Origin of the sequence: Ensifer sp. LBL (assembly GCF_050435225.1) — a bacterium.
Taxonomy (GTDB): Bacteria; Pseudomonadota; Alphaproteobacteria; order Rhizobiales; family Rhizobiaceae; genus Ensifer.
In genome coordinates, this window is record NZ_JBNDJY010000007.1 from 204,329 (window position 1) to 226,473 (window position 22,145).

19 protein-coding genes are annotated in these 22,145 nt (G+C 63.3%); 14 read left to right on the forward strand and 5 right to left on the reverse strand.

Translation table 11 applies throughout. The features are described 5' to 3' along the window. Positions 1-100: 100 nt before the first annotated feature. Both pyk and OKW20_RS26190 read right to left on the reverse strand, forming a co-directional pair. Complete coding sequence (pyk, locus tag OKW20_RS26185) at positions 101-1,540, reverse strand: pyruvate kinase (protein ID WP_402325474.1); 1,440 nt, start codon at positions 1,538-1,540, stop codon at positions 101-103. Further along, positions 1,540-2,016, reverse strand: coding sequence for a DUF1036 domain-containing protein (locus OKW20_RS26190; RefSeq protein WP_051659725.1), 477 nt, complete (start codon positions 2,014-2,016; stop codon positions 1,540-1,542). Before OKW20_RS26190 ends, pyk begins: the two co-directional genes overlap by 1 nt. 192 nt (positions 2,017-2,208) lie before the next feature. On the opposite strand from OKW20_RS26190, the gene OKW20_RS26195 reads away from it, so the two are divergent. The 3 genes from OKW20_RS26195 (at position 2,209) to OKW20_RS26205 (ending at position 3,819) form a co-directional block, all read left to right on the forward strand. Continuing rightward, positions 2,209-3,018, forward strand: coding sequence for an N-formylglutamate amidohydrolase (locus OKW20_RS26195; protein ID WP_429176833.1), 810 nt, complete (start codon positions 2,209-2,211; stop codon positions 3,016-3,018). Further along, positions 3,015-3,323: a DUF1244 domain-containing protein gene (locus OKW20_RS26200; RefSeq protein WP_429114695.1), complete on the forward strand. Its 309-nt coding sequence runs from the start codon at positions 3,015-3,017 to the stop codon at positions 3,321-3,323. Before OKW20_RS26195 ends, OKW20_RS26200 begins: the two co-directional genes overlap by 4 nt. A 232-nt stretch (positions 3,324-3,555) precedes the next feature. Then, complete coding sequence (locus tag OKW20_RS26205) at positions 3,556-3,819, forward strand: DUF2312 domain-containing protein (protein WP_034806111.1); 264 nt, start codon at positions 3,556-3,558, stop codon at positions 3,817-3,819. 167 nt (positions 3,820-3,986) lie between these two features. Here OKW20_RS26205 and OKW20_RS26210 read toward each other — a convergent pair whose 3' ends face one another. Together OKW20_RS26210 and OKW20_RS26215 are read right to left on the reverse strand one after the other, a co-directional pair. Then, positions 3,987-5,843 carry a DUF882 domain-containing protein gene (locus OKW20_RS26210; RefSeq protein WP_043610637.1) on the reverse strand — a complete coding sequence of 619 codons (1,857 nt, stop codon included), beginning with the start codon at positions 5,841-5,843 and terminating at the stop codon, positions 3,987-3,989. Positions 5,844-6,023: 180 nt separating this feature from the next. Next, positions 6,024-7,568 (reverse strand): sigma-54-dependent transcriptional regulator, encoded by a 1,545-nt coding sequence (locus OKW20_RS26215; RefSeq protein ID WP_043610639.1) that lies wholly within the window; start codon positions 7,566-7,568, stop codon positions 6,024-6,026. A gap of 188 nt (positions 7,569-7,756) precedes the next feature. Here OKW20_RS26215 and OKW20_RS26220 point away from each other — a divergent pair, with 188 nt between their 5' ends. Genes OKW20_RS26220 through OKW20_RS26230 form a run of 3 tightly spaced genes read left to right on the forward strand, consistent with a single transcriptional unit; the run spans position 7,757 to position 11,496 of the window. Then, the gene (locus OKW20_RS26220) at positions 7,757-9,616 is read left to right on the forward strand and encodes a M3 family oligoendopeptidase (protein WP_429176836.1); all 1,860 of its coding nucleotides are present in this window, start codon (positions 7,757-7,759) and stop codon (positions 9,614-9,616) included. 45 nt (positions 9,617-9,661) lie between these two features. Then, complete coding sequence (locus OKW20_RS26225; RefSeq protein ID WP_429176839.1) at positions 9,662-10,861, forward strand: aminodeoxychorismate synthase component I; 1,200 nt, start codon at positions 9,662-9,664, stop codon at positions 10,859-10,861. Continuing rightward, on the forward strand, positions 10,858-11,496 hold the full coding sequence (locus OKW20_RS26230) for an aminotransferase class IV family protein (RefSeq protein WP_429176841.1): 639 nt from the start codon (positions 10,858-10,860) through the stop codon (positions 11,494-11,496). The genes OKW20_RS26225 and OKW20_RS26230 overlap by 4 nt, the downstream gene beginning before the upstream one ends. Here the strand turns inward: OKW20_RS26230 and OKW20_RS26235 are convergent. Continuing rightward, entirely contained in the window at positions 11,461-12,411 is a 951-nt protein-coding gene (locus tag OKW20_RS26235; RefSeq protein WP_043610644.1) for a sensor domain-containing diguanylate cyclase, read from the reverse strand. The two genes, OKW20_RS26230 and OKW20_RS26235, sit on opposite strands and share 36 nt — an antisense overlap. Positions 12,412-12,564: 153 nt before the next feature. On the opposite strand from OKW20_RS26235, the gene OKW20_RS26240 reads away from it, so the two are divergent. The 8 genes from OKW20_RS26240 (at position 12,565) to OKW20_RS26275 (ending at position 22,112) form a co-directional block, all read left to right on the forward strand. Beyond that, complete coding sequence (locus OKW20_RS26240; RefSeq protein WP_429176843.1) at positions 12,565-13,443, forward strand: heme-dependent oxidative N-demethylase family protein; 879 nt, start codon at positions 12,565-12,567, stop codon at positions 13,441-13,443. Positions 13,444-13,635: 192 nt separating this feature from the next. Further along, a complete protein-coding gene (locus OKW20_RS26245) occupies positions 13,636-15,087 on the forward strand; it encodes a homospermidine synthase (RefSeq protein ID WP_429114701.1) in 1,452 nt (483 codons plus the stop codon). Positions 15,088-15,260: 173 nt separating this feature from the next. Further along, positions 15,261-15,632 carry an outer membrane lipoprotein Omp10 gene (gene omp10 / locus OKW20_RS26250; RefSeq protein ID WP_043610649.1) on the forward strand — a complete coding sequence of 124 codons (372 nt, stop codon included), beginning with the start codon at positions 15,261-15,263 and terminating at the stop codon, positions 15,630-15,632. A 232-nt stretch (positions 15,633-15,864) separates the two neighbouring features. Continuing rightward, complete coding sequence (locus tag OKW20_RS26255; protein ID WP_429176846.1) at positions 15,865-17,742, forward strand: 5'-nucleotidase C-terminal domain-containing protein; 1,878 nt, start codon at positions 15,865-15,867, stop codon at positions 17,740-17,742. 123 nt (positions 17,743-17,865) lie between these two features. After that, the gene (gene hemH, locus OKW20_RS26260) at positions 17,866-18,903 is read left to right on the forward strand and encodes a ferrochelatase (protein ID WP_429114703.1); all 1,038 of its coding nucleotides are present in this window, start codon (positions 17,866-17,868) and stop codon (positions 18,901-18,903) included. Between the two features lie 196 nt (positions 18,904-19,099). Further along, complete coding sequence (locus tag OKW20_RS26265; RefSeq protein WP_429176849.1) at positions 19,100-20,095, forward strand: SPFH domain-containing protein; 996 nt, start codon at positions 19,100-19,102, stop codon at positions 20,093-20,095. 3 nt (positions 20,096-20,098) lie between these two features. After that, positions 20,099-20,569 (forward strand): NfeD family protein, encoded by a 471-nt coding sequence (locus OKW20_RS26270; protein ID WP_402325498.1) that lies wholly within the window; start codon positions 20,099-20,101, stop codon positions 20,567-20,569. Positions 20,570-20,663: 94 nt separating this feature from the next. Continuing rightward, the gene (locus tag OKW20_RS26275) at positions 20,664-22,112 is read left to right on the forward strand and encodes an outer membrane beta-barrel protein (RefSeq protein WP_043610657.1); all 1,449 of its coding nucleotides are present in this window, start codon (positions 20,664-20,666) and stop codon (positions 22,110-22,112) included. Positions 22,113-22,145: the final 33 nt, after the last annotated feature.

Here is a 22,145-nt window from a genome sequence, read left to right on the forward strand (position 1 = left end):
GTCATCCCACGACCTGCCCCATCATCAACAAAACACGAGACCCCAGGAGCGGGATCATCGCTCCTGGGGTCTCGTTGCAGTCCGAAAATGAGAGGGGGCGTCAGACGCCGCTCATGCCGTCCGAGCCGATATAGGCGATGCGCAGCATGTTGGTCGCGCCGGGGGTGCCGAGCGGCACGCCGGCCGAGATGATGATGCGTTCGCCCGGCTTGCCGAAGCCTTCCGAGGCTACGATGCGGCAGGCGCGGTTGACCATGTCGTCGAGGTCGGTCGCATCCTCGGTGACCACGCAGTGCAGGCCCCAGACGACCGAGAGGCGGCGCGCCGTCTGCACGATCGGCGACAGCGCGATGATCGGCACCTGCGGCCGCTCGCGGGCGGCGCGAAGGCCCGTCGTGCCGGACGAGGTGTAGCAGACGATGGCAGAGAGCCGCAGCGTCTCGGCGATCTGGTGGGCAGCGAGCGAAATCGCGTCGGCGCCAGTTGCTTCCGGCGGCGTGCGCTGCGCGTAGATGATGCTGGAATAATGCGGGTCGCGCTCGACGTTGCTGGCGATCGACGCCATGGTCGAAACGGCTTCCACCGGATATTCGCCCGAGGCCGATTCTGCCGAAAGCATGACAGCATCAGCACCTTCGAACACGGCCGTCGCGACGTCGGAGACTTCGGCGCGGGTCGGGACCGGAGCCGAAATCATCGATTCCAGCATCTGGGTGGCAACCACTACCGGCTTGCCGGCGCGGCGACAAGCGCGCGTCAGCTGCTTCTGCAGGCCGGGCACCGATTCCAGCGGCATCTCGACGCCGAGGTCGCCGCGGGCGACCATCAGCGCGTCCGAGAGTTCGATGATCTCGTCGATGCGGTCGAGCGCCTGCGGCTTTTCGATCTTCGACATCAGGCCAACGCGGCCGCGGGCGATCTTGCGAACTTCGGCCAGGTCTTCCGGACGCTGCACGAAGGAGAGCGCCACCCAGTCGAATTCACCGGTCGCCAGAACGGCGTCGAGGTCGGCGCGGTCCTTGTCGGTCAGCACGCCGACGGCGAGCAGCGTATCAGGCAGGCTGACGCCCTTGCGGTCGGAAATCCTGGTGCCGGCGACAACGGTCGTGACGATGCTCTTGCCGTCGGTCTTCTCGGCCTTCAGATGCAGCTTGCCGTCATCGATCAGCAGGCGGTGGCCGGGCTTGACCGCTTCGAGGATCTCCGGATGGGGCAGATAGACGCGGGTGTTGTCGCCAGGCTCGTCCTTGTTGTCGAGCGTGAAGGTCTGGCCGACCTTGAGATCGACCTTGCCTTCGGCGAACTTGCCGACGCGCAGCTTCGGTCCCTGCAGGTCGCCGAGAATGCCGATCGGCCGGCCGCAGCGCGCTTCGACCGCGCGGATGCGCTGCACCAGCGTGCGCATCACGTCGTGGCTCGCATGGCTCATGTTGATGCGGAACAGATCGGCCCCGGCCTCGTGCAGCTTCTGGATCATCTGCTCGTCCGAAGACGCCGGTCCGAGCGTTGCGAGGATTTTGACTTTTCTGTTCCGCTTCATCAATTCTGGCTTTCCTGCGTGCCGGACGGATCCGAAAGCTGAACCATCCAGCTTCCCTGCCGCCCCGTGTCGTACTCTTTGAATCCCATGCGCTGGAAGCCGCGGGCGAAGCAGTCCTGCACGCCCGTGATTTTGAATTCGTTCTCGGCGACGCACATGTTGACGTCACCGGTCCAGCGACCGCCACGGGCCGCATCTTCCGCGTAAAGATAATAATAACGTGACTGAAGCTCGCCCTCGATCAGGGTCGCGCAGGTGTTGGCAGGCACCTGCCACCAGCCTTCCGTCATCCAGCCGTCCTTGGCCCGGTAGCCGATGGCTACGCCGACCAGTGTCTGGGTGCCGTTGCATACGCGAAAATCGGCGCGTGCATCGCTGGCGAAAAGAAATGAGCTTGATGTTGCCAGGAGAAACAGGAGGATGCCTCCCAGTGTCGTCAGCCCCGGCTTCGCTTTGGAAAAAGGATATCTGGACACGGTTTCCGATGGAACTCCGTTTTGATTTGCGTGGCACTTTCTTGCGACGGGCAGCCCCGAAAGTCAACGCAACTCTAATCGATTACAATCGGTAAATTGCTTTCGGATTTCGTTAAACAGTTGCGTTTTTCTTGCGATTGACGCCCACGCGTGCGATCAGCGAGACGGGACGCTGAAACGGACTGGAAGGGCATGCAACACTATTCTCCCTATGAGATTATCGAAGCCAAGCCCACAACCGGGCTCGTGCTCCTTGCCGATCACGCCATGAACCGGCTGCCTGCCGAATATGGCAGTCTCGGCCTTCCCGCCGCAGCCTTCGAGCGGCACATCGCCTACGATATCGGTGTCGAAGCGCTCGTGCGGCGCCTGTCGGCGATGCTCGACGCGCCGGCCGTTCTCGGCTGCTTCTCTCGCTTGCTGATCGATCCCAATCGCGGTGAGGACGACCCGACGTTGATCATGCGGATTTCCGACGGAGCGATCATTCCGGGAAACCACCCCATCACCGAGAAGGAGTGGGAAAACCGGCTGAACCGGTTCCATCGCCCCTATCACCGCGCCGTCTCCGAGACCATCGGCCGAAGCGCCGAGGCGCATGGCGCAGCACCGCTGGTCATCTCAATCCATTCCTACACGCCGGCCTGGAAGGGCGTCGCCCGTCCCTGGCACGCCGCCGTGCTCTGGGACAGCGACGACCGCGCCGTGCTGCCGCTGATCGACAGGCTCGAGGCGCCGGGCGATATCGTCGTCGGCAACAATGAACCCTATGACGGCGCGTTGCGCGGCGATACGATGTTCAGGCATTGCATGGTGCCGGGCATTGCGCATGCCCTCATCGAGGTGCGGCAGGACCTGATCGCGGACGCTGAAGGCGTTGCCGCCTGGGCCGAGCGGCTGGCGCCGATCCTGGCAAGCCTGAACGCCATGCCCGAGCTGCATCGCTACGAGCGGCACATCTCGCGCACCGGCGCCTATGATGAAGAGGACGAGCGACCATGACCGAACTGACCCCTGAGCAACAGACCGCCTTCGAGGCCGCCGCCTTTCGCCGGCTGGTCAACCACCTGCGCGAACGCAACGATGTCCAGAACATCGACCTGATGAACCTCGCCGGCTTCTGCCGCAACTGTCTGTCCAACTGGTATCGCGAAGCCGCCGAACAGGCGGGTGTTCCGCTTGCCAAGGAGGAATCGCGCGAGATCATCTACGGCATGCCCTATGAGGAATGGCGCGAGCGCAACCAGAGGGAAGCATCGGCCGAACAAAAGGCGGCGTTCGAGCTCAACCGGCCCAAGGCGGAATGACGAAAGGCGTATGCGGGCTTCCACCCGCACTTCGCTCGAACGCGTGAGCCGCTTGAAAATGATGGCTGGATCGCGCCGACACAAACCGTCGTGATCAAGGGATTAGGGTCTTTTCGCCCGCCTCTGCCACGGAAATGACCGCGTTGTTGCGCAATCACCCTTGACCTTGGCGGCCGTTCGCGGCACGTCACGGCACCCAAGAAATTCCATTCCCCCTATCAAGGAGAAGACCATGTCGGATGCTCACGGCGTCGCACGCGATCAGCTTCGTGCTTTCATCGAACGGATCGAACGCCTGGAAGAAGAAAAGAAGACCATCGCCGACGACATCAAGGACGTCTACGGCGAAGCCAAGTCCACCGGCTTCGACGCCAAGATCCTGCGCAAGGTCATTTCGATCCGCAAGCAGGATCACGACGAGCGTATGGAACAGGAAGCGATCCTCGACACCTACCTCCAGGCGCTCGGCATGGTGCCGGCGGCCGACGAGGAATAAGCAGGACCTTTTCGAGGCCGCCGCCAGGCGGCCTTCGCTTCCCGCGCGGGAACGCCGCGGCAGAGGCTCGCATGCAGTCGGAGCCGGCATGAGGCGAAGGCAGACGATAGACACGAAAAAGCCCGCCAGGTCGGCGGGCTTTTTCGTGTCTGGTGTTTGGTGGAAGCTCAGTTGGTGCTGAACTTCTTCACTTCCATGAAGTTGACGGCGTTGCCGCTGAAGCGGGCCGTATCGACGTTTGGTCCGGCGCTGCTGGAGAAGCCGGCCGCATAGACCGTCGTCGGGGCAGTCCGCAGGGACTTGCTGACGAAGCGCGGCGCCTTCACCGGCTTGGAAAGTGTTGCGACGCGGCCGGTCGAAAGCGCCCATTCGGAGATGATCTTCTGGGTCAGCTTCGGTTCGGCGCGCACCGACGAGCGGGTCGCGGCATCGGCGTCGTTCTTCTTCGGTCGGCCGCCCTTGGCCGGCGCTTCCGCCTGCGTGTCGAAGGCGCTATCGAAGATCGCGGCGCGTGCATTGGTGCCCGACTGCGGCGCGTAGGCTGCCATCTCGATCGGCTGCGGCTGGGCGACGGGCTGGCGCTCAGCCGGGGTCGGCTGGGCCAGCGCCACACGGGTCTTGGCTTCGGCCGCCACATCGCGCGGCGGCTCTGCGGATGCCACGACCGGGCGCTCCGCGAAGGAGGGGATCACGACCTGCGCATCCGCAACGGCGGCAAGGGCTGCGTCACCCGCGGGCCGCATGGCCGGAACCGGCACGAAACCGAGCGCCTGCATGTCCGGTTCGGCATCGGCGGATGCGACGAGCGTGTTCATGTCGCGGCGGTCAAGCATTTGCGGGACCGGAACCTTCATCGAACCGAGGTCGGCAAATTCGCTCGGCGTTTCCGAGGTTGGCGGCAGGGCTGCGGCAAGCGCTTCCTGGGCCGGGTTCTTCTCCGGCGCCACGAGAGCCACGGCTACACCAGCATCGGCAGGCGCCTGCTTGAAGGCGGGCCGCACGGCCGGAACCGGCGCATTGATGTTCTGTTCGGCAGCAACCGTCGGCTCGGCGGCGACAGAACCGGCAACACCGGGCAGCGCTTCCTGAGCGGCGGGCGCAGCAGCCGTCTGCACCTTGGCAGCGGGCGCAGCACCACCTTCGTCATCGGTACCGGGGCCGGCCGCGATTGCCGAGGGTTCTTCATCCTCGTCACCGCCACCGCCAAACAGCATGGCAAACAGGTTGCCGCGACGCTTGCCGCTGGCCGTATCGCCCGGACCGGTATCGCCACCACCAGCGACCTGGATCGCCGAAGCACCGACGCGACGCTTGTAGTCGGCAACCGCCTGGTCATAACCCGGAAGCGGCTTGCCATCGGACGGCAAATGCATGGTCTTGCCGTCGGGGAAGAGGCGTGCCAGTTCGGCACGGCTCATGCGCGGCCAGGCGCGAACGCCACCGACGTCCATGTGAACGAAAGGCGAGCCAGATGTCGGGTAATAGCCGACGCCGCCCACCTGGAATTTCACGCCGATTTCACGCAGCGTCTTCAGCTTCACATCCGGCAGATAGAAGTCCATCGCCTTGCCGAGCATGTGCTGGCTCTTCTTGGCGACACCCTTCGAGCGCGAACGCAGCATGCCGTTGGTCGCCGGCGAACGATAGGCAGAGACGACGTGGATGTAATCGCGCGAGCCGCTCTTCTGGTAGACTTCCCAGACGAGATCGAGCAGGCGCGGATCCATCTTCGTCGGCTCGTTGCGGCGCCAGTCGCGCAGGAACCGGTTGATTTCCTGCAGGCCCTTGGCGTCATAGCGGCCATTGCGCTTGAAGGTGATCTGCGCCTTTTCCTGAGTATGAATGAAATAGAGCTTCAGTGTCCGGGTCTGGCCTGCGGCCTCCACGGGAGGGGCAAAACCAGGCGTCACGAGGGCAGCCGCAAGAGCAACGGATGTCAGAACCTGCGGCACCCGGCGGGTGACCGCCGCGCAGACTCTAGCTAAGGAGCCGAGCGGCTTCTTAAAACCGAACAAATTTGGCATTCAATCCCCGTCCGACGGACAACCGTGCTTCGCTGTCTCAGATGACTGTCAAATAAGGTGACAGCATGGCAAATTTGCCACAGTCGTCACCGCCCCTTATAATATAGTGAATACTTCACTAACAAGGTCTAAACGGCGGTGACTGAATAGCACGGCTAATGAATCGTGAATGCGTCGATTTTATGCCGCCTCTCTCAAGGGGTTATCGGGATCGATGCCATAATCCTTCAGCTTGCGGTAGAGGGTAGACCGGCCGATACCGAGCTTGCGGGCCACCTGGCTCATCTGGCCGCGGTAGAATTTCAGCGCAAAACGAATCAGTTCCTCCTCGACTTCCGCAAGCTTGCGCACGTCTCCGCCCTCGTCGACGCTGGCGATCGCGTTCTCCATGCGTGCGTCGCCGGAGGCCTCCGCCTCCATGGATTTCGCCGCACTCGCAAAGTCCGGATAGACGCTCGACACGGTCTCGCCGCCAGCCGCCGCCCGCTCCGGACCAGCCTCGCCCCAGGAGAAACCGGCGCGGTCGGAAACCACATAGCCGGGGATCTGGGTGGCGATCTGCGGGAAATCCTTCACCGTCAGCTCGTTGCCCTCGGCAAGCACGACGGCGCGGAAGATCGCGTTTTCGAGCTGGCGGATATTGCCCGGCCAGTCATAGGCGGTCAGAAGCGCCAGCGCGCCGCTCGACACCGTCAGCGGCTGGTTCAGCCGCTGCTCGGCGGCGAAGCGCTCGACGAAGGAGCGCACCAGCACCGGGATATCTTCCTTGCGCCGGCGGAGCGCCGGAATGGTGATCGGGAAAACGTTGAGGCGATAGTAAAGGTCCTCGCGGAACCGCCCTTCGCGCACTTCGTTGATCAGGTCCTTGTTGGTGGCCGAGATCAGCCGGACATTGACCTTCTGCGGATGGCGTGCGCCGATCGTCTCGACCTCGCCCTGCTGGACCGCGCGCAGAAGCTTCACCTGGACTTCCAGCGGCAGGTCGCCGATCTCGTCAAGGAACAGGGTTCCCCCGTCAGCATCGACGAACTTGCCCGTGTGCTTTTCGGTCGCGCCGGTAAAGGCGCCCTTCTCGTGGCCGAAGAGGATGCTCTCGACCAGATTGTGCGGGATGGCGCCACAGTTGACGGTAATGAAGGGCTTGCCCACCCGGTCGCTTGCGGACTGGATGGCGCGCGCCACCATTTCCTTGCCGACGCCGCTCTCGCCTTCGAGCACGATCGGAATGTTCGACTGCGCGGCGCGGCGCGCAAGGTCGATCACCCGGATCATCGCCGGGCTTGCAGAGACGATGTCGTCGAAGCCAACGGCGCCGCCGCGCGGACGGCGCGAGGTTTTGACCTTGCCGTCACGGCTCGCCATCTTCAGCGCGTTACCGATCGCCACAGACAACCGCTCCGGAGAGACCGGCTTGACCAGGAAGTCGAAGGCGCCGGCCTGCATCGCGTGCACCACGGTCTCGATGCCGCCCTGTCCGGTCTGGACGATGACGGGCGTATCGACGCCGCGCTCGGCCAGCGCTTCAAGGAAGCCGTGGCCGTTCATTTCCGGCATTAAGAGGTCGAGAAGGATGACATTGATCATCCCGCCCTTGCGCTCCAGAAGTTCCAGGCCGCTGCGGCCGTTGTCAGCCAGATGGGCGACATGACCGAGACGCTCGATCATGTTCGTCAGCAACCGGCGCTGCACCGGATCGTCATCAATGACCAGAATGTGTGATGTCACGGAAGCCTCCTGCTCTGGACACGCGGTACTCTTTGGCCAACCTCATGTGCCAAATCACGTCAGGCATCTGTGCCATAAAGGGCTGAACATCATGTTTTGAGAAATGCTTGCATTTTATCCATTGCCGGCGATAGCAATGGGGCCCATATCGCTTGCCTCTTCCTGTCACGAACGAGAGAAATCCGACGATGACCTTCCGCCCCTTCGCCCCCGAGCAATTTGTTGTCCGCGCCGCCGCCGGCCAGAGCCACGGCGCCGCTGCCGACCTCGGTGACCTGCCCTCCTGGCGGCTTGAAGATCTCTATCCGTCGTCCACGTCCGATGCGTTCCGCAACGACATGAAGAAGGCCGAAGCCGATGCGATCGCCTTCGAAGCCAGGTGGAAGGGCAAGCTTTCCGAAGCGGCCGCCAAGAGCGGCGACGATGGCATCGGCGCTGCCGTGCGCGAATTCGAGGCGCTTGAGGACGTCATGGGCCGCATCGCCTCCTTTGCCGGCCTCACCTACTTCTCGGATACGTCCAAGCCGGAAAACGGCAAGCTCTACGGCGACGTGCAGTCGAAGCTCACCGACATGTCGGCGCATCTCCTGTTCTTCTCGCTGGAGCTGAACCGGATCGACGACGCGATCCTCGACAAGGCACTCGAAACCGACGCGCTTGCCGCCCACTACAAGCCCTGGCTCACCGACCTGCGCAAGGACAAGCCCTACCAGCTCGACGACAAGCTGGAGCAGCTGTTCCTGGAAAAATCGATGACGGGTGCCGCCGCCTTCAACCGCCTGTTCGACGAGACGATGGCGAGCCTCACCTTCACCATCGACGGCGAGACAATGCCGCTCGAAGTGGCGCTGAACCTCCTGCAGGATCCGGCGACCGAGGTGCGCAAGAAGGCGGCGATGGCGCTTGCCGAAACCTTCAAGGCCAACATCCGCACCTTCACGCTGATCACCAACACGCTCGCCAAGGACAAGGAAATCTCCGATCGCTGGCGCGGTTTCGAGGATATCGCCGACAGCCGGCATCTGGCCAACCGCGTCGAGCGCGAGGTCGTCGATGCACTCGCCGAAGCCGTCAAGGCGGCCTATCCGCGGCTGTCGCATCGCTACTACACGATGAAGGCCAAGTGGCTCGGCATGAGCGAGATGGATTTCTGGGACCGCAATGCGCCGCTGCCGGAAACCCCGAACGCGCTGATCTCGTGGAACGAGGCCAAGGAAACGGTGCTTTCCGCCTACAATGCCTTCGATCCGGAGATGGCGGCGATCGCCCGCCGCTTCTTCGACGAAAGCTGGATCGACGCGCCGGTTCGCCCCGGCAAGGCGCCGGGCGCCTTCGCCCATCCGACCGTGCCCTCGGCCCACCCCTATGTGCTCGTCAACTACATGGGCAAGCCGCGCGACGTGATGACGCTGGCGCACGAGCTCGGCCACGGCGTGCACCAGGTGCTCGCCGGCGGCCAGGGCGCGCTGATGGCGTCGACGCCGCTGACACTCGCCGAAACCGCATCCGTCTTCGGCGAGATGCTGACCTTCCGCGCCCTGCTCGACCAGACGAAGGACAAGCGCGAGCGCAAGGCGATGCTCTCCCAGAAGGTCGAGGACATGATCAACACGGTCGTGCGCCAGATCGCCTTCTACGAATTCGAGCGCAAGGTGCACACCGCGCGCAAGGAGGGCGAGCTGACGGCGGACGACATCGGCAAGCTGTGGCTGTCGGTGCAGAACGAAAGCCTCGGCCCGGCGATCCGCATTTCCGAAGGCTATGAGACCTACTGGGCCTATATCCCCCACTTCATCCATTCGCCCTTCTATGTCTACGCCTATGCGTTCGGCGACTGCCTGGTCAACTCGCTCTATGCCGTCTACCAGAACGCCGAAAAGGGCTTCCAGGAGAAGTATTTCGAGCTTCTGAAGGCCGGCGGCACCAAGCATCATTCCGAGCTGCTCGCCCCCTTCGGCCTCGACGCCACCGATCCGTCGTTCTGGGCACAGGGACTGTCGATGATCGAAGGGCTGATCGACGAACTTGAAGCGCTTGATAAGGCCTGATCCGGACACAGGTCCGGATCACGGCGCGATCGACAAGACGACTTTATGAGCGACACCGCACCCTATGTGCTGTTCCGGGACGACAGCGAAAACCGCACCACGGTTTTCGCATCGCCCTCGCGCGTCATAACTGCCCGCACGAAGGCCGAATTTGTCCGCGGCCTTGCCGAGCTTGAACGCGCGCACACATCAGGCAAATGGATCGCCGGTTTCATGTCCTATGAGGCCGGCCATCTCTTCGAGGAGAAGCTCGAAGGTTTTGCCGAGGAAAATCGCAAGACGCCGCTGATGTCGTTCGGCATCTTCGATGCGCCGTGCGAGGACCACCCCCTCGCCGAGCCGCAACGCCGCACCGAGAACGAACCCTTCCTGAGCGAGCCCCGCGCCGGCTGGGATTTCGAGACCTACCGCGAGCGTTTCGACCGCCTGCACCAGCACCTGCGGCAGGGCGATTGTTACCAGGCAAACCTGACGATGCCGATCCGCGCCCGCTGGTCCGGCGACCCGCGGGCCGCCTTCTGGTCGCTGATCGACCGGCAGCCGGTCAAGTATGGCGCGCTCGTCGCCCTCGACGGTCCGGTCCTTCTATCGCGCTCACCGGAGCTCTTTTTCCGCGTCGACACGGACGGCTGGATCGAGACCCACCCGATGAAGGGCACGGCCAAGCGTGGCGCCACGGCCGCCGAAGACCTCGAAATCATCGCCGCCATGCGCGCCGACGAAAAGACCCAGGCCGAAAACCGGATGATCGTCGATCTCCTGCGCAACGACATCTCGCGCATCACCGAGGTCGGCACGCTCAGCGTCCCAAAACTCTTCGACATCGAGACCTATCCGACGGTGCACCAGATGGTGAGCCATGTCCGGGCGAAGCTCCTGCCGGAGATCACCCTCAAGGACGTCTTCGCAGCACTCTTCCCCTGCGGTTCGATCACCGGGGCGCCGAAGATGCGCGCGATGGAAATCCTGCACGACCTGGAAGACGGCCCCCGCGACGCCTATTGCGGCGCGATCGGCTTCATCGCCCCGAACGGCGTGATGCGCTTCAGCGTCGCGATCCGGACGATATCGCTCTTTGATAATGGCGATGCCGTCTTCAATGTCGGCGGCGGCATCGTCTTCGACAGCACCGCCCAATCCGAATACGAGGAATGCCTGTTGAAGGCCCGCTTCGCCGTCGGCGACGATAGGATCGCGCTCGGCGAAGGCGATGTCGCGCCCGTCGGCAATGCGGTCATCCGATGACGGATTTCTCGCTGATCGAAACCCTGCGCTACGAGCCCCAAGTCGGCTTCGTCCGCTTGCGCCTGCATCTTGCCCGGTTGGTCCGCTCCGCCCGCCGTCTCGGCATCGCGGGTTCAGGTGGCGCGCAGGCTGCGCTGCTTGCGGCGGTCGATGCGGCCGCCGGCAATGCCGGAACCGCGCTTCGCGTGCGCCTCGAGCTGTTCCCGGACGGCCATATCGAGGTGAAGACCGCTCCCTTTGCGCCGCTACCCGAAGATACGGTCTGGCGGGCGCGGATTGCCACCGTCAGGCTCAAGTCGAACGATCCACTGCTGCGCTACAAGACCAGTCGCCGCGCCACCTATGAGGCAGCCCGCAACGAGTTTGCGGCGAGCGAGGCCGACGAGGTTCTGCTTCTGAACGAGAGGGACGAGGTCTGCGAAGGCACGATCACCTCCGTCTTCCTCGACGACGGCAGCGGCCTCCTGAAGACGCCGCCGATCGCCTGCGGCCTGCTTGCCGGCGTGCTGCGTACCGAGCTTATCTGCCAGCGCCGCGCGCGGGTCGCGCGGCTCTCGCGTGACGACCTTGTTCGCGGCAACCTCTATGTCGGTAATTCGCTACGGGGCCTGATCCGGGTGAACCTCCTGGTCTGAGCCGGGAAGCGTGTAGCGGCGGACGCGATCTCGGCCGTCGCGCTTGGCAAGATAGAGCGCCTGGTCGGCGCGCGCATAGAGATCGCTGACGCTGTCGCCGTCGCGATATTCCGCAACGCCGACAGAACAGGTGTAGAAGAACTCAGGAATGTTCTCGAGCGGTCGCGAGCTTCTGACCCGTTCGAGCAGGCGGTCGAGGATGCGATTGCCTTCGCTGATGGTCGTATCCGGCAGGATCAGCATGAACTCCTCACCGCCGATCCGTCCGAAACAATCCGAACGGCGAACGAATTCCTGCATCTGCCGGGCGAAATCGAGCAGCACCTCGTCGCCGCGCTGGTGCCCATGGCGGTCGTTGATCGCCTTGAAGTAGTCGATGTCGATGATCGCGACGCAGCCCCACATATGCGGGTTCTCGGCGCAATTGGCGATGAACTCGGTGAGCCGGCCCATCGTGTAGCGACGGTTGGGAACGCTCGTCAGCTCATCCACCTGGGCGGCCCGAAGCGCGAAGTCGCGATCCTGCCTGAGCTCGCGCTCTTCCGCATGGATGGCCGTCACGTCGACGGCGATGCACAGCATGCAGCCGTCCGCGTCCACCGTCTCCGTCATCCACATCCAGCGACCGTCATGCAGGTCGGTTTCCATGGCGCGGAACGGAACCTTGCCACGCCGATGCATCGTCGAGGCGATCCAGGCATCGATGTCTTCGGTCTTGAGGATCGTTCCGTGGCCGGCAGCGTGGTTCCGGCGCATGATTTCCTCCCAAGTCGGGCTCTCATCCGGGCCGACGTGGTAGGCTGCGCGGAATGCCGGATTGGCAAACCGCAGGCGATCATGCTGGTCGTAGAGCGCGATCAGCACGGGTGTTTTGCTCTGTAAGGCCGCAAGAGCCTTGAGATGACTACCGGTCACGGTCTGTCACGCCTCCGGGTCGGACAACTATCAATTATGGCGCGAAGCGGATGCTTCTAGCGAAGCTATAGCACGAACAGCTTGTGGCAAGCCTTTCATCGTGCGAAACGATAGGGATATGGTTAAATCACAGCCTTGGTGCGGCCGCTGAGCATGAAGCATACGCCTTACGACGGTTCTTCAAAACCTTTCACCATCGGCCTTGCCCAGCTCGACCCCGATCGCTGGATCGAGCCGGACGAACAGCTGCAGCACTACCTCTGCGAAAAGAAGCGGCTGCTTGCGCAGGCGCGCGATACCGTGTTCGCCGCCGCTGACGGAACGCAGGACGCGCAGCGCGAACTGCTCGACGTTCTGCTCGACTACCTGCCGGCCGCCTATCCGGAGATCTACCGCCGCGACGGCGACCGCATGATCATCGGCGGCGAGCCCGTGCCGCTCGACGGCGATGAGCCGCTGGCCGTTTCGGGCTCGCTGGTCCAGGACGATCTTGCCATCATGCAGAAGACCGACGACGGCTGGCGCCTCAACGCCGCCTATGTCGCCTTTCCTTCTTCCTGGTCGCTCGCCGAAAAATACGGCCGCACCATGAACGAGATCCATGGCCCCGTCCCGGGCTTCGAGCATGGCACCCGCAACGCCGAACTGATTGCCCGCATGTTCGACAATCTGCCGCCGGGCCGTTTCGTCGAGCGCTTCAACTGGGCGGTCAATGTCGACGGCGCGCTGCACCTGCCGAAATCGAAGTCCGAGGGCATCGCCGCCAGTGCCATCGAGATGACCGAGGAGCGCACCTTCATCCGCATCGAACGGCAGACGCTGCGCAAGCTGCCTGAGACCGGCGCGCTGGTCTTCACCATCCGCATCTATTCGGACCCGCTGGCGATGCTGCGCAAGCGGCCGGATGCCGCAGCGCTGGCCGCGTCCTTCGTCGAACAGTTGCGCGCCCTGACCTTGCCGCAGGCGGCCTACAAGGGGCTTGTCAGCAAGCGGGACGGCCTGATTGCTTCACTGCTGACGATCGCCGGTTAAGCACACTCTCAAATAGCGGTTGACCGGCCGGCTCTTTATTGTGACAGCAATCTATGCTCTACAGCGCCGCGTGCCCCACGGGCACAGCGGCCGTTTCGGCACACTCGTACGAGCCAGACAGCGGCCACAGCCGCTTCCTCATGCTTAGTCACCCACCGCCACAGGGAAAGTTTTCTCAGGAGTAAGACAAAAATGGCAGATACCACCTATCCGGTTTACGGCGAGATCACCGGTCCGATCGTCATGATCGGTTTCGGCTCGATCGGTCGCGGCACCTTGCCGCTGATCGAGCGCCACTTCAAATACGACAAGAACCGGTTAATCGTGGTCGAGCCCCGTGAGGATGCTGCCGACAACGAGATCTTCGAACGCCACGGCGTTCGTCACGTTCGCGCGCATGTGACCAAGGACAACTACAAGGAACTGCTGAAGCCGCTCCTGACCGAAGGCGAAGGCCAGGGCTTCTGCGTCAACCTGTCGGTCGACACCGGCTCGGTCGATCTGATGAGGATGTGCCGCAAGCTTGACGTTCTCTACATCGACACGGTCGTCGAGCCGTGGCTCGGCTTCTATTTCGACAGCGAAATGGACAATTCCGAGCGCACCAACTATGCGCTGCGCGAAACCCTGCGCAAGGAAAAGGAAAAGAACCCGGGCGGCACGACCGCGGTTTCCACCTGCGGCGCCAATCCGGGCATGGTCTCCTGGTTCGTCAAGCAGGGCCTCCTCAACCTCGCCAACGACCTGGGCGTAAAGTTCGAAGAGCCGCATCAAGACGACCGCGAAGGCTGGGCCAAGCTGATGAAGAAGGTCGGCGTCAAGGGCGTGCACATCGCCGAGCGCGACACCCAGCGCACCAAGAACCCGAAGCCGTTCAACACCTTCTGGAACACCTGGTCGGTCGAAGGCTTCATCTCCGAGGGCTTGCAGCCAGCCGAACTCGGCTGGGGCACCCATGAAAACTGGATGCCGAAGAACGCCAAGAAGCACAAGAAAGGCTGCAAGGCGGCGATCTACCTGGAGCAGCCGGGCGCCAACACCCGCGTGCGCAGCTGGTGCCCGACCCCCGGCCCGCAGTATGGCTTCCTCGTGACCCACAACGAGGCGATCTCGATCGCCGACTTCTTCACGGTTCGCGACAAGGACGGCGAAGTCACCTATCGCCCGACCTGCCACTACGCCTACCATCCGGCCAACGACGCAGTTCTGTCGCTGCACGAAATGTTCGGCAACGGCGGCAACGCCCAGCCGGTGCACCACGTCCTTGACGAAAAGGAACTGGTCGACGGCGTCGACGAACTCGGCGTGCTGCTCTACGGCCACGACAAGAACGCCTACTGGTTCGGTTCGCGCCTGTCGCTCGAAGAGACCCGCCGCATCGCGCCTTACCAGAACGCCACCGGCCTGCAGGTGACCTCGGCGGTTCTCGCGGGCATGGTCTGGGCAATCGAGAACCCGAAGTCCGGCATCGTCGAAGCCGACGAGATGGACTACAAGCGGTGCCTCGAAGTGCAGCTGCAGTACCTCGGCCCGGTCGAAGGTCACTACACCGACTGGACCCCGCTCGACGGTCGCCCGGGCCTCTTCCCGGAAGACATCGACACCAAGGATCCGTGGCAGTTCAAGAACATCCTCGTTCGCTAAGCTGCTGAGACGTAAGCGCATCCGGCCCGGGACACGAACGTGCCCCGGGCCTTTTCATCTCTGGCGGAAAAGCCGGAGGCCGCGGCCTGCCGCTCTTGCTTTCAACTCATGATCGCGGCATGGTCTGCCGGAATGAAACAATCCGCTCGACCCAAACGCGGGGGAAATCGCCTATGAAGCCATTCGCCGTTCTGACCCTAATCGCAACCGCGGCGGCGCTTGCCTCCTGCCAGTCGTCGCCACGGATCATCGATGACGGTGGACAGCCGGCACGCCAGGCATCGGGCGTCGAGGGCTCCTGGGTGGACCCGAACGGTATCGTCTCGACATTTGCCGGCGGTACCTTCTCCACGCGCACGACCGACACCAATCAGTTGCTCGCCTCGGGCAACTACGTCAAGACGAGCCCGACCCTTGTCGAGATCAACATGACCTCGCTGGTGCGCAACACCCAGTCCAAGGTCGCCTGCGCTCTTGTCACCCAGAACCAGCTCAATTGCACGACCGATGCCGGGGCACAGTTCTCGCTGGCGCGACGCGGCTAATACAGCAAACCGGAAACAACAAAAGCCTCCACTCGGAGGCTTTTTTCGTTTCAGCGCCACGACTTAACCTTAACGGTAAACCCGACGACCAGGGCATGGTTTTAACGCTTGAAGTCGCCTCCAAGTGATGAAAACATCCGGCCCGGCAAAGCCACCCCGATCGTGGGGACCGGATCCGTTTCGACGGCCGGATGCGGTCGGACGACAATAGGCAAAAAAACAGGAGAACATCATGATCAGACACGTGCGGACCGGCCTGATGACCGCGTCCATTCTTGCCCTTTCCTCGGGCGCAGCCTTCGCCGATTATGAATTGAACATCCTGCATATCAACGACCTTCATTCCCGCATCGAATCGATCAACAAGTTCGATTCCACCTGCTCGGCAGAAGAGGAAGGCAAGAACGAGTGCTTCGGCGGCGTCGCGCGCCTGAAAGCGCTGATCGACCAGAAGCGCCAGGACCTCTCAGGCAAGAACGTGCTGCTCTTGAACGCCGGCGACAACTTCCAGGGCTCGCTGTTCTTCACCACCTACAAGGGCCTGGCGGAAGCCGAATTCCTCAACCTGATGAAGTTCGACGCGATGACCGTCGGCAACCATGAATTCGACGAGAGCGAAGACGGCCTTGCCGGCTTCCTCGACAAGATCGCCTTCCCTGTTGTCACCGCCAACGTGCTGCCGAGCGTCAAGTCGAAGATCGGCGATCGCATCAAGCCGTCGCTCGTGCTCGACGTCGGCGGCCAGAAGGTCGGCATCGTCGGCGCGGTTGCCAACGACACGCCGGAACTCTCCTCCCCCGGCCCGGACATCCTGATCGGTGACGACGTCGCCACCACCACGGCAGCCGTCGAGGAACTGAAGAAGCAGGGCGTCGACAAGATCATCGCGCTCACCCATGTCGGCTATCCGCGCGACCTCGCGGCCATCGCCAAGATCCCGGATGTCGACGTCGTCGTCGGCGGCCACTCGCACAGCCTGCTCTCCAACACCGATGCGAAGGCCGAGGGTCCTTACCCGACGATGGTCGACAACCCCGGCGGCTACAAGGTCCCGGTGGTCCAGGCCGGCTCCTACACCAAGTATCTCGGCGACCTCGTCGTCACCTTCGACGACAAGGGCGTGGTCAAGTCTGCCAAGGGCGATCCGATTCTCGTCGACAGCTCGGTCAAGCCGGACGAATCCGTGCTTGCCCGCGTCGCCGAACTCGGCAAGCCGATCGAGGAGCTGCGCTCGAAGATCATCGCCAAGACCGAAGCGCCGATCGACGGCTCGCGTGAGAATTGCCGCGCCAAAGAGTGCGAGATGGGCAGCCTGCTTACCGACGCCATGCTCGACCGCGTCAAGGGCCAGGGCGTGACCATCGCCATCACCAACGGTGGCGGTCTGCGCGCTTCCATCGATGCCGGCGACGTTTCGATGGGCGAAGCCATCACCGTGCTGCCGTTCCAGAACACCGTTGCGACCTTCCAGATCAAGGGCGACGGCATTCGTGCAGCCCTTGAAAACGGCCTCAGCAAGCTCGAGGAAGCCGGCGGCCGTTTCCCGCAGGTGGCCGGCATGAAGTTCTCCTTCGACAAGTCGAAGCCGGTCGGCAGCCGCGTCGTCTCGGTCGAGGTGAAGGAGGGCGAGGCCTATGTCCCGCTCGATCCGGCCAAGACCTATTCGCTCGTCACCAACAACTACATGCGCAATGGCGGCGACGGCTACGACGTCTTCAAGACGCAGGGTGAAAACGCCTACGACTACGGTCCGGGCCTCGAAACCGTGCTTGCCGACTACCTCGCCGCCCACCAGCCGTTCAAGCCCTATACCGACGGCCGCATCACCGAGGTCGCTTCGGCCGCAGGCGCTGGGACGACCGAACAGCCGGCAACCGAAGCAAAGCCGGCGGCCGACGCCACGGCAACCCAGCCGGCAACAAGCGCTGGCGCCGCCGCGGCGGCGAGCGGCCCGCAGAAGCATGTGATCGCCAAGGGCGACACGCTCTGGGACCTCGCCAAGGCCTTCTACGGCGAAGGCGCACTCTGGAAGAAGATCTCAGACGCCAACGGCAAGCCGGCGCCGCGCGCCCTGCATGTCGGCAAGGAACTGGAGATTCCGGCAAAGTAAGACAATTTGCCTCTCCTTTCAGGGCCGGCGCGGGCTTCCCCGCGCCGGCTTTTCTTTTTAGAAGGACTGGAAACCGAAGGAACGAAAGCGGCGTCCCGATGCGGGGACCCGACGAGGATGAAGATGACCGATCAGCTTGCCGTGACCACTCCTGCCAACCACCCTTCCGTCAAATCCGGAAAGGTCGGCATCCTGCTGGTCAATCTCGGCACCCCCGACGGCACCGACTACACCTCGATGCGCCGCTACCTGAAGGAGTTTCTGACCGACCGCCGGGTGATCGAATGGTCGCGGCTGTTCTGGTACCCGATCCTGTTCGGCATCGTGCTCAACACCCGCCCCGGCAAGGTCGGCAAGGCCTATGAGACGATCTGGAACAAGGACCTGAACGAAAGCTACCTGCGGACCTACACCCGCAACCAGTCCGAACTGATGGCCAAGTCCTTCGCCGACCAGCCCAACGTAATCGTCGACTGGGGCATGCGCTACGGCCAGCCGTCGATCGCATCGCGCATGGACGCGCTGCAGAAGGCCGGCTGCGAACGCATTCTCGTGTTCCCGCTCTATCCGCAATATGCCGCCGCCACCACGGCCACCGTCAACGACAAGGCCTTCGAGGCGCTTCTGAAGATGCGCTGGCAGCCGGCGCTGCGCACCGTCCCGCCTTATCACGACGACCCCGTCTACATCGACGCCCTGGCGACCTCGATCGAGCGTCACCTGGCGACGCTCGACTGGGAGCCGGAAGTGGTGCTCACCTCCTTCCACGGCATTCCGAAGAGCTACTTCGACAAGGGCGACCCCTACTACTGCCAGTGCCAGAAGACCGCGCGGCTGCTGCGCGAGAAGCTCGGCTGGTCGAAGGACAAGCTCCAGGTCACCTTCCAGTCGCGCTTCGGGCCCGAAGAATGGCTGCAGCCCTACACCGACAAGACGGTCGAAAAGCTCGCCCAGGATGGCGTCAAGCGCATCGCCGTGCTCAATCCCGGCTTCGTCTCCGACTGTCTCGAAACGCTGGAAGAGATCGCCGAGCAGGCGGCTGAGAGCTTCCATCACAATGGCGGCGAGAAGTTCACCCACATCCCCTGTCTGAACGACAGCGCCGAAGGCATGGCCGTGCTCGAACACGTCGTGCGCCGGGAGCTTGCCGGCTGGCTTTGAGCCTCCCGCCAGCCCACTTGAAAACGGCAGGCCGATCACCACCTCAGGATGAAGGAGCCGCGCGCTCGCCCACCGGCGAGTGCGCCTTTCTAACATTTTGAATTTACGCGCAATCCGCGGAAAACCGATTCCGAATGGAAACGGAATACGCTAGACTGCAGCCACAGGTCGAGATTGCAATTTAAGGGGGTATATCTTGGGCGGAATGGATATCGTCGTCATTGGCTTCGTGGTGCTTATCATCCTGGTCCTCTTCATGGGGATCAAGACGGTGCCCCAGGGCTACCGCTATACGATCGAACGCTTTGGCCGGTACACGAAAACGCTTGAGCCTGGTCTCAACCTGATCGTTCCCTTCATCGACCGGATCGGCGCGAAGATGAACGTGATGGAACAGGTGCTCGACGTACCGACCCAGGAAGTCATCACCAAGGACAATGCCAGCGTTTCGGCCGATGCCGTCGCCTTCTACCAGATCCTGAACGCCGCGCAGGCCGCCTACCAGGTCGCGCATCTGGAGAATGCCATCCTCAACCTGACAATGACCAACATCCGCTCGGTCATGGGCTCGATGGATCTCGACGAGCTCTTGTCCAACCGCGATACGATCAATGACAGGCTGCTGCACGTCGTCGACGAGGCCGCCAGCCCCTGGGGCATCAAGATCACCCGCGTCGAGATCAAGGACATCGCACCGCCGAAGGACCTGGTCGATGCCATGGCGCGGCAGATGAAGGCCGAGCGCGAGAAGCGCGCCCAGGTGCTGGAAGCCGAAGGTGCCAGAAACGCGCAGATCCTGCGCGCCGAAGGCGCCAAGCAGTCGGCGATCCTGCAGGCCGAAGGCCAGCGTGAAGCAGCCTTCCGCGACGCCGAGGCGCGCGAACGTCTGGCGGAAGCCGAGGCGAAGGCGACCAAGATGGTCTCCGAGGCCATTGCGGCCGGCGACGTGCGGGCGATCAACTACTTCGTCGCGCAGAAGTATACCGAAGCGCTCGCTTCGATCGGCACCGCCAACAACCAGAAGATCGTGCTGATGCCGATGGAAGCCTCGGCGCTGATCGGTTCGCTCGGCGGTATCGGCGCCATCGCCAAGGAAGTCTTCGGCAACGGCGATACCACGCCGGCGAGACCGCGCCAGTCGACGCCGCGCACCACGCCGGCCTTCCCGGCCGATCCCTCGCAAGGGAAGTAACCCATGATCGAACGCGCCATTCAAGAACTCGGACCCTGGAGCTGGTGGGTTCTGGGCTTCGTGCTTCTGGCAGCCGAGCTCGTCGCGCCCGGCGTGTTCCTGATCTGGATCGGCGTCGCGGCCCTTGTCGTCGGCATCCTGTCCCTCCTCCTTTGGGAGGTCGGTTTCTGGATTTGGCAGGTTCAGCTGGTGCTTTTTGCACTGCTGTCGGTGGCGGCCGTTCTGCTCGGCCGCCGCTTCGTTCTCTCCACCTCCGAGACGTCCGACGAGCCGCTGTTGAACCAGCGCGCCGAAAGCCTCGTCGGCCGCACGGCGGTGTTGGAGAAGCCGATCGCCGAGGGCCGGGGACGGATCCGGCTCGACGACACGTTCTGGATCGTCGAGGGGCCGGACCTGCCGGCCGGCACGCGGGTGCGCGTCGTTTCCACCAACGGCCGCAACCTGACCGTCGAAGGCGTAACCGCAAGCGGCTGATGCCACGACGTTTTTTCCGCTTGGAAACGATTGCTTAACCACGTCACTTTACGATTGCGAAAGGATTGCAATCAGGCTCGTGGACAAACGGCATATGGTGCCAGGCACATCTCGCTCGACCAAAGGAGACGCGCGGCGTTCAGCCTCGCTGGCGTTACTGCTGGCTGGCACGGCGCTGCTTGTCCCGGCGTCCTTGAACGCCCAGACCGCCACGACCGCGCCGGCGACGACCTATACTGCCGGCACGGCACCGTCAGCCGTCCCGGCCACGACACCCGCGATCACCGATCCGCAGACGACCGGCGCCGTCAGCGCCGACGATCTGACACCGGCTTCAAACGAGGATTACCTCCGCCTGAACCAGCGCGAGCCGACGCTCGACGGCCTGCGGCTGCGGGCCTATGACCCCGAATACGATCGCGCAGCGGGCATTCGCCTCGGCACCTTCACGCTGCGCCCTGAAATCAGCGAGACCATCAATCACGAATGGCGCAAGGACGGCGACACCAAGACCAACCGCGGCTATCTCGAAACCGGAATTCGCGGCACCTTGACGTCGGACTGGTCGCGGCATCAGCTGATCGTCACTGGCGAAGGCGTGCTGCAGAACAACATCTCCGGCGAGGGCGAGGAAGAGCCGCGCGCCAATGTTGATGCCGAATTGCGCCTCGATCTCTGGGACGAGACGATCGCCCGTCTGCGCGCTGGCTACAGCTTCGAGCGCGAAGACGCCGACGACCCGAACGCGATTTCGAACGCCAAGGACCAGTCCGCCGTCAACACCTACCGCCTTGGCGCCGCCATCGAGCGCGACTTCGGCCTGATCCGCGGCTCGGTCGGCATCGATTTCGACCGGCGCACCTATGGCGATGTCGAACTCGAAAACGGCACGAACCTGTCGGTCAAGTATCGAAACCGCAACACCGGCATGCTGACGGCCCGCGTCGGCTACGAACTGTCGCCGGCGCTGATCCCGTTCATCGAGGGCTCCGTCGGCAAGTCGCTCTACGACCTGCGCCAGGACCCGCTCGGCTTCGAACGTTCCTACCAGACCTATGCCGGACGCGGCGGTATCGAGCTCGACCTCGGCGAGAAGCTCTATGGCGAGCTCGGCCTCGGCTACGAGACCTACAATTTCGAGGATGGCCGACTTGGCGATCTCAGCGGCCTATCGGTCGATGGCCGCCTCAACTGGTCGCCGCAACGCGGTACCGACGTGCTCTTCGCCGTTTCGACCGACCTCAACCCGTCGACGACGCCGGGCGATGCCGGCTCGATCGACTACAACTTCACCAACATCATCACCCACCAGATGCGCTCGGACCTGGTCGCGCGACTGACGAACAACCTGACGCTCCGCAACTACCCCTCGAACGCCCGTTCGTCGGACGAGACCACCTGGCGCACCGGCGCCGGCCTCACCTACGACATCAACCGCTACCTGGCGCTGACGGGCGACGTCAGCTACGAGCGTACCACCCGCGATCAGGGCGACACCACCGACATCACCCGTGTCGGCGTCGGGTTGACGCTCCGCCGCTGAGGCAATCCGATCATCAGATAAAAAAGGCCGCGT

Bases quoted from the DNA above. Each gene is read 5' to 3' on its own strand.
- pyk (WP_402325474.1), bottom strand. From the start codon at position 1,540: ATGAAGCGGAACAGAAAAGTCAAAATCCTCGCAACGCTCGGACCGGCG.
- OKW20_RS26195 (WP_429176833.1), top strand. From the start codon at position 2,209: ATGCAACACTATTCTCCCTATGAGATTATCGAAGCCAAGCCCACAACC.
- OKW20_RS26200 (WP_429114695.1), top strand. From the start codon at position 3,015: ATGACCGAACTGACCCCTGAGCAACAGACCGCCTTCGAGGCCGCCGCC.
- OKW20_RS26205 (WP_034806111.1), top strand. From the start codon at position 3,556: ATGTCGGATGCTCACGGCGTCGCACGCGATCAGCTTCGTGCTTTCATC.
- OKW20_RS26210 (WP_043610637.1), bottom strand. From the start codon at position 5,843: ATGCCAAATTTGTTCGGTTTTAAGAAGCCGCTCGGCTCCTTAGCTAGA.
- OKW20_RS26220 (WP_429176836.1), top strand. From the start codon at position 7,757: ATGACCTTCCGCCCCTTCGCCCCCGAGCAATTTGTTGTCCGCGCCGCC.
- OKW20_RS26225 (WP_429176839.1), top strand. From the start codon at position 9,662: ATGAGCGACACCGCACCCTATGTGCTGTTCCGGGACGACAGCGAAAAC.
- OKW20_RS26230 (WP_429176841.1), top strand. From the start codon at position 10,858: ATGACGGATTTCTCGCTGATCGAAACCCTGCGCTACGAGCCCCAAGTC.
- OKW20_RS26240 (WP_429176843.1), top strand. From the start codon at position 12,565: ATGAAGCATACGCCTTACGACGGTTCTTCAAAACCTTTCACCATCGGC.
- OKW20_RS26245 (WP_429114701.1), top strand. From the start codon at position 13,636: ATGGCAGATACCACCTATCCGGTTTACGGCGAGATCACCGGTCCGATC.
- omp10 (WP_043610649.1), top strand. From the start codon at position 15,261: ATGAAGCCATTCGCCGTTCTGACCCTAATCGCAACCGCGGCGGCGCTT.
- OKW20_RS26255 (WP_429176846.1), top strand. From the start codon at position 15,865: ATGATCAGACACGTGCGGACCGGCCTGATGACCGCGTCCATTCTTGCC.
- hemH (WP_429114703.1), top strand. From the start codon at position 17,866: ATGACCGATCAGCTTGCCGTGACCACTCCTGCCAACCACCCTTCCGTC.
- OKW20_RS26270 (WP_402325498.1), top strand. From the start codon at position 20,099: ATGATCGAACGCGCCATTCAAGAACTCGGACCCTGGAGCTGGTGGGTT.
- OKW20_RS26275 (WP_043610657.1), top strand. From the start codon at position 20,664: ATGGTGCCAGGCACATCTCGCTCGACCAAAGGAGACGCGCGGCGTTCA.